This is a genomic window from Amycolatopsis saalfeldensis, from assembly GCF_900110575.1.
Lineage (GTDB): Bacteria > Actinomycetota > Actinomycetes > Mycobacteriales > Pseudonocardiaceae > Amycolatopsis > Amycolatopsis saalfeldensis.
In genome coordinates, this window is the sequence record NZ_FOEF01000029.1 from 72,083 (window position 1) to 86,830 (window position 14,748).

The 14,748-nt window shown below is 68.7% G+C and carries 20 protein-coding genes; 18 read left to right on the forward strand and 2 right to left on the reverse strand.

Annotation, left to right across the window (positions count from 1 at the left end):
- Nucleotide 1: 1 nt before the first annotated feature.
- On the reverse strand, nt 2-376 hold the full coding sequence (locus BMY97_RS41120; protein WP_091628465.1) for a hypothetical protein: 375 nt from the start codon (nt 374-376) through the stop codon (nt 2-4).
- A 537-nt stretch (nt 377-913) separates the two neighbouring features.
- On the opposite strand from BMY97_RS41120, the gene BMY97_RS46555 reads away from it, so the two are divergent.
- From BMY97_RS46555 to BMY97_RS41140, 4 genes are all read left to right on the forward strand, one after another.
- On the forward strand, nt 914-1,312 hold the full coding sequence (locus BMY97_RS46555; protein ID WP_143086439.1) for a hypothetical protein: 399 nt from the start codon (nt 914-916) through the stop codon (nt 1,310-1,312).
- Between the two features lie 122 nt (nt 1,313-1,434).
- Nucleotides 1,435-1,899, forward strand: coding sequence for a macro domain-containing protein (locus BMY97_RS41130; RefSeq protein ID WP_177231783.1), 465 nt, complete (start codon nt 1,435-1,437; stop codon nt 1,897-1,899).
- 791 nt (nt 1,900-2,690) lie between these two features.
- The gene (locus BMY97_RS41135; RefSeq protein ID WP_143086440.1) at nt 2,691-3,374 is read left to right on the forward strand and encodes a hypothetical protein; all 684 of its coding nucleotides are present in this window, start codon (nt 2,691-2,693) and stop codon (nt 3,372-3,374) included.
- Between the two features lie 121 nt (nt 3,375-3,495).
- Complete coding sequence (locus BMY97_RS41140; RefSeq protein ID WP_091628474.1) at nt 3,496-4,218, forward strand: adenine nucleotide alpha hydrolase family protein; 723 nt, start codon at nt 3,496-3,498, stop codon at nt 4,216-4,218.
- 88 nt (nt 4,219-4,306) lie between these two features.
- Here BMY97_RS41140 and BMY97_RS41145 read toward each other — a convergent pair whose 3' ends face one another.
- Nucleotides 4,307-4,894, reverse strand: coding sequence for a hypothetical protein (locus tag BMY97_RS41145; protein ID WP_143086441.1), 588 nt, complete (start codon nt 4,892-4,894; stop codon nt 4,307-4,309).
- 398 nt (nt 4,895-5,292) lie between these two features.
- Here BMY97_RS41145 and BMY97_RS41150 point away from each other — a divergent pair, with 398 nt between their 5' ends.
- The 14 genes from BMY97_RS41150 to BMY97_RS41210 all read left to right on the forward strand — a co-directional run bounded on the left by BMY97_RS41150 (nt 5,293) and on the right by BMY97_RS41210 (nt 14,541).
- Nucleotides 5,293-5,670 carry a histone-like nucleoid-structuring protein Lsr2 gene (locus BMY97_RS41150; RefSeq protein ID WP_091628478.1) on the forward strand — a complete coding sequence of 126 codons (378 nt, stop codon included), beginning with the start codon at nt 5,293-5,295 and terminating at the stop codon, nt 5,668-5,670.
- A 133-nt stretch (nt 5,671-5,803) separates the two neighbouring features.
- Nucleotides 5,804-6,097 (forward strand): hypothetical protein, encoded by a 294-nt coding sequence (locus BMY97_RS41155; protein WP_091628479.1) that lies wholly within the window; start codon nt 5,804-5,806, stop codon nt 6,095-6,097.
- Between the two features lie 193 nt (nt 6,098-6,290).
- Nucleotides 6,291-6,740, forward strand: coding sequence for a hypothetical protein (locus tag BMY97_RS41160; RefSeq protein ID WP_091628481.1), 450 nt, complete (start codon nt 6,291-6,293; stop codon nt 6,738-6,740).
- A gap of 211 nt (nt 6,741-6,951) precedes the next feature.
- Nucleotides 6,952-7,413 carry a hypothetical protein gene (locus BMY97_RS41165; protein ID WP_091628482.1) on the forward strand — a complete coding sequence of 154 codons (462 nt, stop codon included), beginning with the start codon at nt 6,952-6,954 and terminating at the stop codon, nt 7,411-7,413.
- An 82-nt stretch (nt 7,414-7,495) separates the two neighbouring features.
- On the forward strand, nt 7,496-7,948 hold the full coding sequence (locus tag BMY97_RS41170) for a hypothetical protein (protein WP_091628484.1): 453 nt from the start codon (nt 7,496-7,498) through the stop codon (nt 7,946-7,948).
- Between the two features lie 379 nt (nt 7,949-8,327).
- Nucleotides 8,328-8,552 (forward strand): hypothetical protein, encoded by a 225-nt coding sequence (locus BMY97_RS41175; RefSeq protein ID WP_091628485.1) that lies wholly within the window; start codon nt 8,328-8,330, stop codon nt 8,550-8,552.
- A gap of 5 nt (nt 8,553-8,557) precedes the next feature.
- Nucleotides 8,558-8,779 (forward strand): hypothetical protein, encoded by a 222-nt coding sequence (locus BMY97_RS41180; protein ID WP_091628487.1) that lies wholly within the window; start codon nt 8,558-8,560, stop codon nt 8,777-8,779.
- A gap of 253 nt (nt 8,780-9,032) precedes the next feature.
- Nucleotides 9,033-9,533 (forward strand): hypothetical protein, encoded by a 501-nt coding sequence (locus BMY97_RS41185; RefSeq protein ID WP_091628489.1) that lies wholly within the window; start codon nt 9,033-9,035, stop codon nt 9,531-9,533.
- A gap of 528 nt (nt 9,534-10,061) precedes the next feature.
- Nucleotides 10,062-10,352, forward strand: a complete 291-nt coding sequence (locus BMY97_RS41190; protein ID WP_091628490.1) for a hypothetical protein — start codon at nt 10,062-10,064, stop codon at nt 10,350-10,352.
- Between the two features lie 442 nt (nt 10,353-10,794).
- Nucleotides 10,795-11,109 (forward strand): DUF732 domain-containing protein, encoded by a 315-nt coding sequence (locus tag BMY97_RS41195; RefSeq protein WP_177231784.1) that lies wholly within the window; start codon nt 10,795-10,797, stop codon nt 11,107-11,109.
- A gap of 370 nt (nt 11,110-11,479) precedes the next feature.
- On the forward strand, nt 11,480-11,803 hold the full coding sequence (locus BMY97_RS41200; protein WP_091628493.1) for a DUF4326 domain-containing protein: 324 nt from the start codon (nt 11,480-11,482) through the stop codon (nt 11,801-11,803).
- 447 nt (nt 11,804-12,250) lie between these two features.
- Nucleotides 12,251-12,412: a hypothetical protein gene (locus BMY97_RS47525; protein ID WP_177231785.1), complete on the forward strand. Its 162-nt coding sequence runs from the start codon at nt 12,251-12,253 to the stop codon at nt 12,410-12,412.
- A 498-nt stretch (nt 12,413-12,910) separates the two neighbouring features.
- On the forward strand, nt 12,911-13,921 hold the full coding sequence (locus BMY97_RS41205) for a hypothetical protein (RefSeq protein ID WP_091628495.1): 1,011 nt from the start codon (nt 12,911-12,913) through the stop codon (nt 13,919-13,921).
- A gap of 251 nt (nt 13,922-14,172) precedes the next feature.
- Nucleotides 14,173-14,541, forward strand: coding sequence for a hypothetical protein (locus BMY97_RS41210; protein WP_091628496.1), 369 nt, complete (start codon nt 14,173-14,175; stop codon nt 14,539-14,541).
- The last annotated feature ends 207 nt before the right edge of the window (nt 14,542-14,748 follow it).

Below are 14,748 nucleotides of genomic sequence, written 5' to 3' on the forward strand. Positions count from 1 at the left end.
CTCACCGCGACAGGGCACGAACGACTGTGCTCGCGTAGAGCCGATTGAGGAAGTCGGCGCCCTCATGACCACGGGCGCTGCGCAGGTGCGCCAGGGCGTTCTCCAGCCGTGCGTCAACGACGATCTCCCGGCCGTTCGGATCGCGGAACCTCTCGATCAAGTCCGCCAGCTTGACCGGATAACCGAGCCTGCGTTGAAGAATTTTCCACTTGCTCGCGGCGTCGCCGGCCGAGTCCTGCGTTTCCAGCCACCCGATGAGGACATCGCCGAGATGCTGGCGGCTCTGGTCGTCCCAGAACGCCAGCAGGTGCTGGGTCACATAGGTCGCTGGCTCGCTATCCGAGGCCCTTGCCGCCAGGTGGTCGTCGAACTGCACGTGGCCGAGACGCCGCGCATCGGCGAGGGCGGCGCGGGAGTCCTGCGGATTGGGCCCCGACAGAGGTCATGAAGGCATCGAAAGTCTGACGATCCATCTTGTTCCCGTTCGCGTGGGCGGAATTGAACCAGCCCCGCGTCCGCGGGGAACGAGCGGCGACGATCCTACGACACCGGCCTTCAGCCCGTCGCAGCATGGCGCCGACAGCGGCGGGCACCCTGGTTCTCCGCGATGATGCCCAGCCGCACCTCGGCATTCCGGCAGCCGGACGAGGACGGGCACTCCTTGTCGCCCCGCGCTACGAACCCGAGCGCGGCCGCGGTCATGGCCCGCTTGACGAGGCGGGACCTCCTGCCGTCCGCCTTTGCGGGTGCTGCCGCGAGGACGCACCGACGTCAGCGGATCCTCTCCCGGCGCTTCAAGGGCGCCTTCGGCGTCGCACGCGATGGGCCTGCGGCCCACCCTTTCCGCGCCGGGAGCGGGCTCCGCTCGAACCATGAGCGTCCCCGCACCCAATCACCCGAACAGGAGAGCCGGATGCCGATCACCTGCGGAAACCGAGCTGGTCACCTCGATGGACGCCCTGCCATCCACGCGACGATCGACGCCGTCCGCGCCTGCTGCACGGCCGAGCGCACCTGGACCTGCGACTGGCTCGTGCCCCACATGCATCCTGAGGACGGCGAGATCTACACGCTCGAATGCGGCGGGCTTGCCTGGGATCTGCCCGACGACCGCGGCCACACCTGCGAGTTCGGCCACGAGCATGTCCGCGCCGAAGCCCGCCATGCCGAAGGCTGGGACTACGCGGCCGACCCCGAGGAAGCCGGGCTCCTGGCCGGTCGAGGTGTCATCCCGGTCGCGATGGACGGCGGCCCCATCGACATCGACAAAGGCGCCTTCGACTACGCGGCCGCTCTACCCGGACCCCGCTAGCACGGGGCGGACCGCACGCAGTCCGCCGAGCCGCCGGAGGTGCCGAGTCGACGTCGGCCGGACACTTCCGGCTCTAGGCACCCGCCAGCCGACAGCCGACTGAATCCTGAGAGGATCGCCTGATGACGCTGCAGTACGCCACCGGGGACGCCACCCGTCCGGACGCCTCAGGGAACAAGGTGATCAGCCACGTCTGCAACGACCGGGGCGGCTGGGGGAGAGGATTCGTCGTCGCGGTGTCACGGCGCTGGCCGCAGCCCGAGCGCGAGTACCGAACCTGGAGCCGAACCGCCGGCTTCCGGCTCGGAGCTGTTCAGCTGGTGCAGGTGGAGCCGGACACGTGGGTCGCGAACATGGTCGCCCAGCGTGGCTACCGCACCAGCAGCAACCCGGTGCCGCTGCGCTATGACGCACTCGAGGAGTGCCTGGCCGTCCTCGCCGCCCAGGCGGCCGAGCTGGACGCGAGCGTGCACATGCCCCGCATCGGATCCGGACTCGCCGGCGGAACCTGGGACCAGATCACTCCCGTCATCGACAACACACTGACGGCCCGAGGCATCGCCACTACCGTGTACGACCTCCCGTAGCCGCACCACCGTCGCATCGGCCGCTGGCAGGTGACCCGGGTGGTCGCCTGCGCGGCATCCGGCCGTGACACCGGTCGGCACCGAGAAGCCAAGCAATTCCCGTCGCTTCGATCCTTCGAACCACCACTTCGGCGCCAGAGACGGAACCGGTTACCCCAGCACGATGGATGGGGGTTCGCGGCAAGCGCATCACGCCCGGCCGTCCAGGGGAGACCAGCCTCGCTCCGCTCGGTCGCGCTGCGCGCGATCCCACCCCGGACGGACGAGCGTGGCACGCTTGCCCGCCCTGCGGCCCCCATCCACCATGCTCCGGCGCGCCCGTTCCAACTCCAGCGCGACCGAAGTGGACGGACGATTGGCTCACTCTCACAACGAAAAATGCTATGACGCGCATCAGCATTGCACGCTCAAGGCTCACACCCACACCAGTCGCTGCATTCCGCAGGACTGCCCGAAGTACCGGCACAAGCACACCGCCAACTGCTATGAGGCCGTGTTGAAATGCCGGAAGTTCACATAGGTCTCTTCTCTGGGGCGCTGTTCAGGACATCGCGTCGCTGGCCACGGCAGCCGGTGCCGTCGGGCGCCTGGCCCACGCTGCCCCAGAGCCTCGTCGAGGTGGCAAGCCGGAAAGGCGTCGGCTTGCCACCTCCCTGTCTCTGGGGCGTCTCGGGCCGCGCTCCGCCCGGCACCAGCTGGGCGAGCTCACGCCGAACCCGAGACCTAGGGAGCCGATGACCGTGGGAGACGCATCCGCAAGCCTGACCATCCACTCCTGCCCGCCGCACCGCGTGCGCTCCGTCGCCACGATTCTCGAGGACCGCGGCCTGATCCACCGCGAACACGTCGAGCGCAGGACACTCCTCATTGGACTGACGTGCACTCCCGACCTCTGCTCACCGGGAGATCTGCTCGACCTGGCGGACGACCTGATCGACACCGCCCCCGAGGTGTCCTTCACCGTTTACGAGGATTCGACCGACGAGTGGCTCGGCTCCTTCTGCCGCTACGTCCCGGGCCTGGGACGGTTCGTCGCGAGCACCGACCATGACGGGGATGCCGTGTTCACCGCACGGGAAGTCCTCGAACTGGACCAGATGAGTCCCGGCGACCGGCGGGCCGCACTCGGAGTCCCGTGGTCCGAGGCGATCGCGGCGATGCCGACCGACGACGCGGTCGAACCGCAGCCTTACAACACACGCTGGGATCCGGCCAGCGGCAAAATCACCGCGCTCGGAGCCGGTCCCGACGGAGCGGACGTGACTATCACCCCGGCCTGTGTCACCGAGGTCGACGACGACGGCAACCTCGCTGACACCACGGCCGCCGACGCCGCCCTGGCCGGCAACGGATTCCTCCGCGCCAACCCGTGGGAAGCGCTCAACGTCACCTGCCGCACCTGGGGCACCGACGTCTATCTCGCACCGGAAGACACACCCGGCAGCACCGGACCGACGCCCGGCATTCAGAGCTGACTCCCACCGCTACGTCCGCCGGTGCCGGACCCGTTCCAACGGAGGTCGTCCGGCGCCGGCGGCGACCGTCGGTCCGACTTCGCGCCTCGGCGTCGCCCCGCCTCGAAAGGACCTCGCTCTCATGCACGTCATCCAGGCCAGCGGCGGAATCGGCAGCTGGGCCACCGCTCAGCGCGTCGCCGCCAAGCACGGCACCCACGACATGATCCTCTTGTTCTGCGACACACTGATCGAGGAAGACAGCCTCTACGCCTTCCTGACCGAGTCAGCCGAGCAGCTCGGCGCGCGACTTGTGCGCGTAACTGACGGCCGCACCCCGTTCGAGGTCTACTGGCACGCACGGTTCCTCGGCAACGCGCGTCTCGCGCCCTGCTCCAAAATTCTCAAGCAGCAACCCGCCCGTCGCTGGCTCGACGAGCACGCCGATCCTGACGCAACCACCTTGTACGTCGGGATCGATGCCGGGGAAACCCGGCGGATACCCGGCATTCGCAAGGGCTGGGCGCCCTGGCATGTGGAGTTCCCGCTGACCAACGAGCCGGGTTTGACCAAGGCCGCGATGCTGGCTGAGGCGCGGTCCCTCGGCCTGACCCCGCCGGCCGCATACGACGAAGGATTCGCCCACGCGAATTGCGCGGGCTGCTGTGTGCGCGGAGGACAGGCGCACTGGCTGCGCCTGCTGGAACGTCATCCTGATCGGTTCGCTGACTACGAGCGACGTGAGGACGAGTTCCGTGCCGAGTTCGGCGATGTCGCGATCCTCAAGGAGCAGCGCGACGGTGTCGTGCGTCCCCTCACGCTTGCCGAACTACGGCGTCGCAATGAACGAAGGGAACCCGAGTAGTCGTCCATGAACGGCACCGAAAAACTGTGGATTGCCCGCGCCCTCGCCCGCATGAAATTCGCATCGAAGATGCCGAGCAGGACGGGCATCAGCGGCCGAGTGTCCACCACAGCGCTTCGTCGGCCCCGTTAAAGAAGCTGCCGCCGTGAACCGGATCTCCGCCGAGGTAGACGCGCCCGGTGATCAGATGATGCTCTGCGTCGGCGCGCGCCGCGCTCGGCCTGCCTTGGTCCCACGGCGCGCGGGTGCTCAGGGTGAGCTCAGACTGTCCTCGTGTCCAGGTCAGTGCGGCGAGCTGGCCACCGATGTACTCGCTTCGGTCGTTGAGCGATGTCAGCTGATCGGCGTGCCGGGCGATGTCGTCCTCACTGCGCAGCGCCGGCTCGGGATCGGCGATGCCCAGTGCCTGGACGACGGCCAGCGGGTCTGCCTCGATGAGTTCCACGATGTCCAGTGCGATACAGCCTGGCCACGGATAGGGCTTGCGGGCGCCGGTTAGCCAGATCTCCGGTGCTTCAGAGCTTGACCCGTTGCGCCAAAGCTGGGCGAAGAAGCTGCTGGTGCCCTCGTCCCAGCCCCAGATGCTCTGGTCTTCCCAGCCGAGCAGGTCAATGGCGTCGTGCAACTGGTAGCCAGGCCGAGCATTGTGATTGCGGGAGTTCGCGGAAGTGCTCATACCGGGCAGTCTGCCCCTTTCGTTCCCGCGCTCGCTCGACGAAAGTGTCCGGCAGAACCTCCGTCCAGCGCCTCGGCGCGGCACCGATCGGCGCGGGCTGCGAGTCCCGCCGCCCTTCCCGCCTACCGCAGGTCGACAGCTCGGCTTTGGCGGATCCGCCGGCGCTGCTGGTGACGGGTGCTGCTGACGCCACAAGCCCAGCACAACGCCCGGGGGCGAGCGGCGCAGCGTTCCACGCACGTCCGTTCCGGTGAGACACGCCCCTGCGGGGTCGCGCTCCGCGCGATCACACCCGAACGAACGCCCACTCCTCGCCGCGCCGTCCTGCGGACCCCCGAACGCCGTGCTCAGGCCGAGGCCGTCAGCAACACCTGCACACCAGAAGGAGCCACCGGCCCATGGCGACAAAGGAAACCGTCATCACCGTCGACGACATCAGCGGCAACCCCGCGGTCGCGACCAAGAAGTTCGCGCTGGACGGCGTCCACTACGAGATCGACCTCGACGCCGACAACCTCGCTTACCTCGAAGAACTGCTGCTGAAGTACGCCAGCGCCGGACGCCGGGTCGGCGGGCGCAAGACCTCGCCCAAGTCCGTGTCCGAAGTACCCGCGTCGGCGCAGTCCCAGCCGGAGGACCTCAAGGGCCAGGTCCGTGCCTGGGCCGGCGCGAACGGCTACACCGTCGCTTCGGTGGGTCGCCTGAGCAACAAGGTCATCCAGGCCTACCTCAAGGCGACCAACCCGCGGACGAAGGGCTCCCGCAAGCGCTCCTGACGCCGAACTGGATCCGGCGGGCGTGCTCGGCGCGCCCGCCGGACCGACCGGCGCTCTTCGTCGATCGCAGCACCGCCGCGTGAGAGCGCGATCAACCTCCCCGCCGTCGCCCGAGCCCCCAAGGAGCCCAGTCATGTCCACCTACGACTTCGCCGACCCAACCCGCCCGAGCAACACCGGCAAGCCTTCGGTCATCATCAGCCACACCGCTGCGAGCGCAACCCCGACTGTCCAGATCCAGCTGGCCGGATTCAGCAGCGGCCAGGAAAAGAACCTCGAGCGCATCGCAGTAAAGCTCTGCGCGGCCGCGGCCAGCGGCAACGCGAAGACGTGCAACGACCTGCTCGCCCGTCTCGGCAAGGCCGGCCTTCCCGACGCCGAAGTCGACCGCGCGCGCGGAATTCTCGCCGCCATCCACACCGCCTGAGCGCGGTGCTGTGCTCCCCTCCTCGCACGAGGAGGGGAGCACGCAAGTCCGTTATCAGGCGATGAACTTGCGGCACTCAAGGCAAGGTCCACTGTGGACACCTACTTCTCGTCGCGAAGCCGCGAAAACAGCGCTGATTCAACCCGGCCTGCGCCGAGCAGACCGCCCGCGTCACCGCGAAGGAGAGCCACACGTGAAGCACAACCTCGACAGCCTCGCGACACTGCACGAGCTCGTCCGTGCGAACCGGCCCCCGGGCCATCGCGACGGCCCAGTGGTGCGGGACCCCCGACACGTGTTCTATCGGCCGATCTTCACCACCTTGACCGCTCTAGCCGCTTCTCAGCCGCCGGACTCGTACGAGGTCTTCCTCGGACGACACCTGCTGGGAAACGTCGTGCGCTTCGCCTGGGGCGACTGGGGCTCCTACTGTGCTGCCGACGGACGCGGCCTTCCAGTGCAGGACACCCGGGCTGGTGCCGCCGGCCAGCTACTGCACCTGGCCCGTACTACAGAACACCGGTGTGAGCGCACCAGCCGCAGGATCTCCTGCCCGGCAGTGAGCGACAGCATCCACCGCTGCTACATCGCTCCGCTCGACCGCCAGCACTACTGCGAATGCGTGTGCGGTACCTACCTGTAACGCAAAGGACCCGGCCAGCGGGCTGCTGATCACCGTGCTCGCGCAGCCCGGTCCCGCTCGGCGGCCGCCCGCACCGTGCGCCCGTCCCCTCCGGTGGTCAAGCCGAAACGCGTGGCTTGACCACCTCTCGGCGCCGGACGCGACCGGCGACAGCGCCGCCGAGCGAGACCGGCGCCGCACAGCCCCTTTTCCTATACAGGAAGGTCTTCGCATGTCCGCATGGATTGTCTCCAGCGGGCACATCGATGTGCTCGTCAACGCGCTGGCGCAGTACGGCGTCGTCGCCCCCGACCTCGGCGCCCGAGGCTTCCGCGCCCTGGGGCAGAAGCTCTGGCAGGAAAACCACACGTCCGTCGACTACCGCTACGGCAAGGAAACCCGGTCGCCCGACTACCTCCTGCGCACCACCGAGGCCAGCCTCGACCCGATCGTGGTGCTCAAGGCCGTGTCCTGCTTCGACTACCAGACCTGCGAACACCCAGGCTGGCACGACAGCGAAGTCCACGAGCTGACGACCGCGCTGCACACCGCGATCCTCGAACGCCACCCTGACCTCGCCGTGCTGGTCACCGGGCCCTTCGGCGAAACCTATCGCTATCGGACCCTTCCTGACTGGGAGCGCGCCCCCTGGGGCATCGAGGTGCTTGACGAGGCCATCCCCGTGCACGCCTGACTCTCGCGGCTCGCCGGCGGCAGACCCGCCGGCGAGCCGCACTGGACATGACCCCGCAACTCGAGTCCGGAAGGACACGACGATGAACACCCACGACCCACTCCACGACCCCGAACGGCTCGTGCTGAGCATCCGCGAGCAGGTCACGGCCTGGACCCGAGACGACGTTCCGGCCACCATCGCGCTGGAGAACATCGGCAATCTGCTCGCCCCGCACAGCAGCACCCCTGACTCCCAACCTTCCCTGCCTGTCGAGATTTCGGCGGAAGAACCGCCGATCATCGCATGGATGCAGGCCTGGAACGACGGACGGCGCGCGTTCAATGACGATCGCTGGCCGAACCCGAAACCCGCCGCCGAATACACGCGCAATCCCCACGATCTGCACCTGGACTTCGCGCTGCACTACTGGTGGGCACGCGGGAACCACGGCAACGCCAGCCCGGTAGACAACTACGGCCACATTCCACACTCACTGTTCAATGAGGATCTCGGCCGGTCGACCCCGCCGCCCGAGCCATTGGACAATCCGTGACCTCAGCCCCGGGACCGCGGGGCCCAGCTTCCCGCGGTCCCGGGGGCAACACCTGTCCGGTCTGGTGTGTGGCCGCACCCCAGCTGATGCCGCCCGGACCGGGACGCTCATCGAGACGTCCCGGACGGAGCAGCCCCACGCGTCGAGGGCTCACCCATGCTGACCGGCGGCCGCGGCTGCGCCCAAGATCCCACCAGCCCGGCCGACCGGGGGAGACCAGCCTCGCTGCGCTCGGTCGCGCTGCGCGCGATCCCACCCCGGTCGGACGAGCGCGCGATCCTGGCCGGTCCGCCACCGCCGGTCTTGCCGGCTCCGCCCCCAACACCGGGGGACCGCATCGCCAGGCCAGCTGGCGAGGACCGCAACCGGGAGCCGGCACATGGACAAAGCCGAGTACGTGGCACAACAACTTCACCACATGGCGCCTGATCGACGTCTCAAAGACGTTGTCAGCGCCGTCAGGCTGATCGACCATCACCGCACGGCCAACCCGTCCCCCGAACACATCCAGGCGCAGCTGACCAAGACCCTCTCCAGCCGTGCGCCGTTCACGCAGTTGCCGTTCATCGAAGCAGCCGTGAAGAACCTGGCCAACCGCGCATGAAGCCAATGGCCATCGCAGACGAACTCGCGCCGCGGCACCGGCGCATCTGCGAGTCGAACCTGATCAAGCTGGTGGCCTTTGTCGTCACCGACATCAACCTGCGTCTCGGTGACGCGGAGATCATCACTCGCCTGATGCAGCAGTGCGAAGCCGTCGTGGCCGGGCTGCAGCAGCACGAGATCGCCGAGGTCGTTCGCGACATCCGCGCCGTACACCGCAAGCCCTGACGCCGCAGCCCGCCCCGGTCCACCACCGGGGCGGGCGTCACACCGTAGACCGGCGCCGCGATCGCCCGAGCGTTCCAGCGCCGCAGCCGACGCGAGTGAGACCAGCCTCGCTGCGCTCGGTCGCACGTGCCGCGCGATCTCACATCGGTCGGCCGAGCACGGAACGCTCGGCCTCACCGACGGCACCCGGTCTCCCAGTGACGCGCTCGCCCGCGGGCGAGCGGCCCCATTCCACCGTCTACAGGAGACACGTGTGAAGCACATCGCACCGCTGATCAGCGGATCCCCACCGGTCGGATCTGAAACACTGCTGAACATCCTGGACTGGAACTGGATCAACTGGCTCAACGTGCTGATCCCGTTCGCCATCTACGCGGCGATCTTCATCGGCGCCGACGCGCTGATACAGCGCCTCTACCACCGTGACCGGCTTTGCGTGATCCAGGAACACGGCCTGCGCGGCGGGTTCACCGAGCACGCCACCAACGCATTCCAGGTCAAGCTCACCGAACTGCAGTGGCTGTTGTTCCAGCTGTACGAACACATGGAAGCACGTGGTGTTGCGGCGGGAAACGACGGCTCGATCAGCCTGACCTTTCCCACCCGCTTCTGGACGGCTGACACAGCCGCCCGCGTCGGGGTTGAAATCACCAGCAGCTCTTTCGGTGACGAACGAGTATCTGTGTTCCCCTCCATCGACGGCGCACTCGTGGAAGTCCGCTGGTGGCACCAGATCGAAATGAAGACCGGCTAGCCGATTCCGGCCGCGGGCCCGGCACTCACCAGCGCCGGACCCGCGGCCTACCTCCAAACCGCGGGACCTCGGCGGCGCCAACTGCTGACCGGAGCGCGGGCACGACCCCAGACCATGTCGGCGTGCGTGAATGCGAAAAGCGCAGCAGCCCGTCCGGCGGCGTGTCCGCGCTCCGGTCATGTCCTTGGCGGCCTCCTCGACTGCTGAAAGCACCTCGCCACTCCGCTGGGCCACCCCGCAGATCCGGATAGCAGGCATGCATCGCGCTACTCACAACGGCCGCAAAACCCTGTTGCGCAAAGGAAGTCTGACCCTCAGGGATCGACACGGTCGCCGGTCTGCCCGTCGGCAACTCGCGCCAGACTTCCCTGGACACGCGGCCACACACGATCCGAGCGGGACGGCACGGTCAAGGGCGCGCTTCGCGCGGCCTCCGGCTACACCCCTGACCGTGCCGTCCCGACCGGATAAGGCCCGGGCCCCGCGCCGCAAGGAGAAGACCTTCGGTGAGTACGAGAGGCCTGACCGTTGACCGAAGAAATCGTCCGCATCGCCGTGGTGTTCCACCCGCACCCCTCCGATGCCAAAAAATGGGAATCCACGGTGATTTGCGAACAGGGGCCATTGTCGGCACTGGCCGCGCGCAGCGTTGAGAACGCGCGAGCAGCAGCCGCGGCCGAGGTGCGGGACATGAAGAGGTACGCGCAGGGCCGGCCGGTCAAGGTGTGGACGATCGAGAGGGCCGACATGCCGAAGCTCGACCGGGCCAGTCTGCGAGAGTTGTTCGTCACCCTGGAGAACACGAAGCCGGACGCCTAGATATCGCGGCTGTGCCAGGCAGTTGACCGCGGGTGGCGTTGCCTTCGCCCGTGCAGTGGGCTGCCTGGCAAACCAGCCCGACTCGCAGCCGAAACGTCGCACGTCCGCCTGCCGACTGTGCCTTCCGCACCGCGCACCTTCACCTCTACGGCGTGCTTCGCCCGAGCGGATCAGCGCAAGCACGCCCGGCCGACGACCTCGCGCCACATCGCCGGCGGTTGACGGAACATCCGGCCAACCGGGTTCGCGGACGCCGGATGGCAGCAGACCGGGCGGGGCACCGGCAAGGCAGACCGCTACGCGGTCGGCTCCGCCGAACCCTGCCCGTGCCCGCCCAGCCCGCTGTGCACGCGCGCGTCCAACGCACCCCTCGATCCGGATGTTCCCGGTGAACAACCGCTTTCGTCCCCGCGCTCTCGCTCTCGCGGCCATCGCGTCCACTATGGCGCTGACCAGCTGCTCGGCCCTGGGCGCAAACCGCGGCGGTGGTCCCGAACTGACCAACGCCGACATCGTGTTCCTGAGTGAGACGCGCAATGCCGACATCGACTACACCTCGACGGGCAGTTCCACCGACCTGGTGACCGTCGGACGGCGAGTCTGTACCTCACTCAACAGCGGCACGGCCCTGCCCGCGATCGTGAAGAGCCTCTCCGACGACCGCTACCCGGACTGGGGAAGCGCGATCGCGGTGGCGGCCATCCGCAGCTACTGCCCGCAGCAGGCCGCCGCGCTCAAGCTGCCCGGGCGGAGCTGACCACCGCCGCACAGGACGTCCGTGCCCTGCCATCCGAGGGTGGCAGGGCTCGGCTTCAGCACCCTGCTCGACCCCGGCCGCCCCCGGTCATCCGCCACCCCCCGTCGCCACACCTGGCGACGTTGCCGCTTCCCAACTCGGCTGGCGCAGCCCGACCTGGACGTTGATCTGCTCGAACTCGATCACACCGCGTCAGGGTGCGCGGCGATGAACCCGGCCCCAACCGCGCGAGCCGGAACCCCCGCCGCCCTGCGAGGCCCCGACACGGCCTGACTTCCTCCGCCTCAGATCGACGGCCCTTCGGCCGAACGCGCCGGCGAAGCAGTTTCCCGGCGGATGACGCCGGACTCAGGAGAGCGAAGGAACGCGAATGGCACACCCGCTGGTAGTGCACTGCAAACGTGCGCCGCACGACGTCTACATTGGCCGACCGTCGAAGTGGGGCAATCCCTTCGTGATCGGCCGCGACGGCAGCCGCGAGCAGGTGATCACCCGCTACGAGCGGTGGCTGCTCGCGCAGCCCGAGCTGGTCGCCGCACTCGCTGAGCTGTCCGGCAAGACCCTCGGATGCTGGTGCGCTCCGAATCGGTGTCATGGCGATGTGCTGGCAGCGCTGTCGGCGGGCCTGACACCCGCTGATCCGTGGGGACCTCCGCCGCGGTGTGACAACTGGACTCCTCCGCTTCTGTTCTGAACCCACCCGCGCGCCTGGTGCGGCAGGACGTCATTCGTCCTGCCGCACTGAGGCTCGAGTCACTCGGATCCGGGCGGCCACGGTCAACCACGGCAAGGACGGGCGGACCGGGCGGTCGTCCAGCCCGACCGCTTTGCTGTTCCTGCGGCCGCCCGGTCCCGGCGAGACCCCTTCCGCGGGTGCGGGGGCGTCGAACTCTGGACCACCCGGCGCCAGCTGCGCCCGATGCGACACCTGCCCGATCCGGCCGGAGGAGACGGGGCCTCGCTTCGCTCGGTCGCTGCGCGATCCCGCTCCGGCCGGACGAGCGCGCCGCCCCGGCCGGTCTGGGCTCTGGTGGTCGCTCCGTATCGCGCCCCACCAACCGGCGGGGAAGGCCGGTCGCGCCGTCGACCGGACTGACCAGATGCCGCATCAGCGCGAGCACACACGGAAAGCGACAGATCAATGAGTGAGGAAACCACCGAGGAGTTCATCGCGCGCTCGGCCCGCCGACGAGCCAAGGCCGCCTCCGCCGCCGAGACCAAGCCGCCACCGCGGGACCTGACGGCCGCGGTGGAAGGCCGCAAGAAGGCCGTGAAGAAGCTGAAGGAGCAACAGGAAAACTGACGTCACGGGAACGGCTGAGGGGTCAACCCCCGGCCGTTCCCCTGCGAGCGGCCGTGGCCTGGAGCGCAAGCGCGAGCTGTGGTCGAGCAGGCGCCACCCATCAGGACCGCGGGACGCATCGGCGACCGCGACGACACAAGGGCCGCCCGAGCTCGCTCGCACGCCACCGAGCCATCAATGTCACCCCCGCTGCGATGCGGGCACGAGATCACCACGACATCGCGGTGGACCCTGCACGGCGGCGGCCCGCCGCTCCGGACGCGCGGACCCTGGCCACCGCCGACCACGCACGCAAGGACCGCCCTGTCCGACCGGGCGGGTGACGGTCCTCGCTGCGCTGCGGGCCACCCGCCCGGCCGATCGCACGCCCTTGCCCGCTGCGGTCAGCCGCCGGCCTGACCGGTCGCGCCCCGGAACAGCCATGCCGGGGCGCCGATCGCGAAGGGCACCGGCGGGCTCACCCCGGTCCCTGCGCCCGACCAGGATCCGAGGCACCACATGGGCTACGACTACTACTGGATCAATGAGCCGAGCGCCGAGCAACGCACGAAGTACGACACAGCGCACCAGCAATTCAGCCTGGCCGCGCAAGCACGCAATGCCCTAGACCCCTCCGAACGAGGAGGAGTCGACCGGGACCTCAAGCCCTGCGGCGGGAGCGACCGCTGGCGCGCCGCACAGGCGGCGGTTGAGGACGCCTACGACGCGATGTCGCAGGAACAGGTCTGGTCCTTTCGGCTCAACCTCTTCGGCGGGCGCCGCTACGCCTCGGCCATGGATCACCTGAACATGGTCGGAGATACGCGCGCTCCCAATTTCCCCGACCTCGCCGCGCATCCGGCTTTGCATGCTCTGCCCGACGAGATCGACCAGGGGGCCATGACCGAACTGATCGTGCGCCACCCGAACCTGGCGGATGCACTGTCCGACGTCGCCATGCGCAGGCTGTCTTCGCTGCTGAGCAAGGTGGACCACCTGACCCCCGGCGAGCAGAACGCGGCCCGATCTCGCGCCGGGCAGATCATGGTCGGACTCCGGTCCTACCGGACCGCCACCGTGTCCGCCGTCGCCGTCGCCGCCACCGCGGCAGCCGAGACCAGCGCCGGCTCGGAGAAGCAGGTTGAGCCCTCCGAGCAGCTGCGCGGCGAGCTGTTCACCGCCATCACCGGCGAGGTCCTGTCCCAGTACGAAACCGCGGAGTGGCGCTACCTGACCGAACACCCGGAGGTGATCGCCCAGGCCCAGGCCCATCACGCCGCGACGGACCGCGTTCTGCGGTTCAGCCCCAGCTCGGATCGCATGTGGTGGCACAAGATCGCCGGAACCAACGACGGATGGATCAACACCCCCGAGGAAATTGCCGGTGCCCTGCGCACCTACCGCGACACCGATCCGGAGATCGTGGCGAAGGTCCTCGCCGACAGCGAAATCGAGCGAGACTACTGGGACCGCTGGATCGTCTTCCTCGACCGCGCGGCCGCCGAAGGCGGCGGGTTCGCGACCTACTGACGCTGGTGCTGCTGTGCCGGCCGAGCTGGTCGGCACAGCAGCACCCTGCCGCGCCGAGCCGTGCCGCGTCGGCGCCCAGGAACCCTGGGCCGGTCAATGCCTGGACGTCACGAGACCAGCACCCCGGCCGGGGGCTTCGCGCCGATGAACCCGCCCCTGCGGGGGCGGAACCCCCGCCGTCCTGCGGACCCCCGTCCGGCGCGCTGAGGGCCCGGCCCTGTCCAGGCATTTCACCGAACAGGGGATTCCCGATGACCACCGATGATCTTGCCCCGGCGGGCGACCACGACCCCGAGCTGACCTTCCGGACGCTCGACTGGCACGGCTTCAGCACGTCGCTGATCTGCGAAGGCCCGCTCGGCGCAGTCGAACTGCAGTTCCGCCCCGGCCAGTTCCCGGCCTTGGCACTGGCCTTCCACTCCCGGAACCCGACCTATACAGCCGTGTCCGTCCTGGCCGACTGCCCGGTTCTCGGTGGTGACTGCTATCCGGACACGTTGTCCGACGGCATCCAGGACGTGTTCGAGCCACTGATCCTGGCCCAAGACGCCGACGGACTCGAAGCAGAGCTGACATCGCGCTACCGGATCGCCAGCTGGACCGTCCACGACGAGCAGTAGCCAACGCGCCCAGGGTGCGCAGCACGGTCCGGCCCGAACGGACAAGATCGCGCGCACCGGAATGAGCCGCCCGCCGGTCTGGTCACCGCGGACGGCTCGGTCCGGCCGGGATGCCCCGCCCCCGTGGCATCCCGGCCAGGCCCCTGTCGACGAGCACGCTCGTGAGTTCCTTAACCACGTCCGCAGCCCCAGACTGCACGGCCGCGA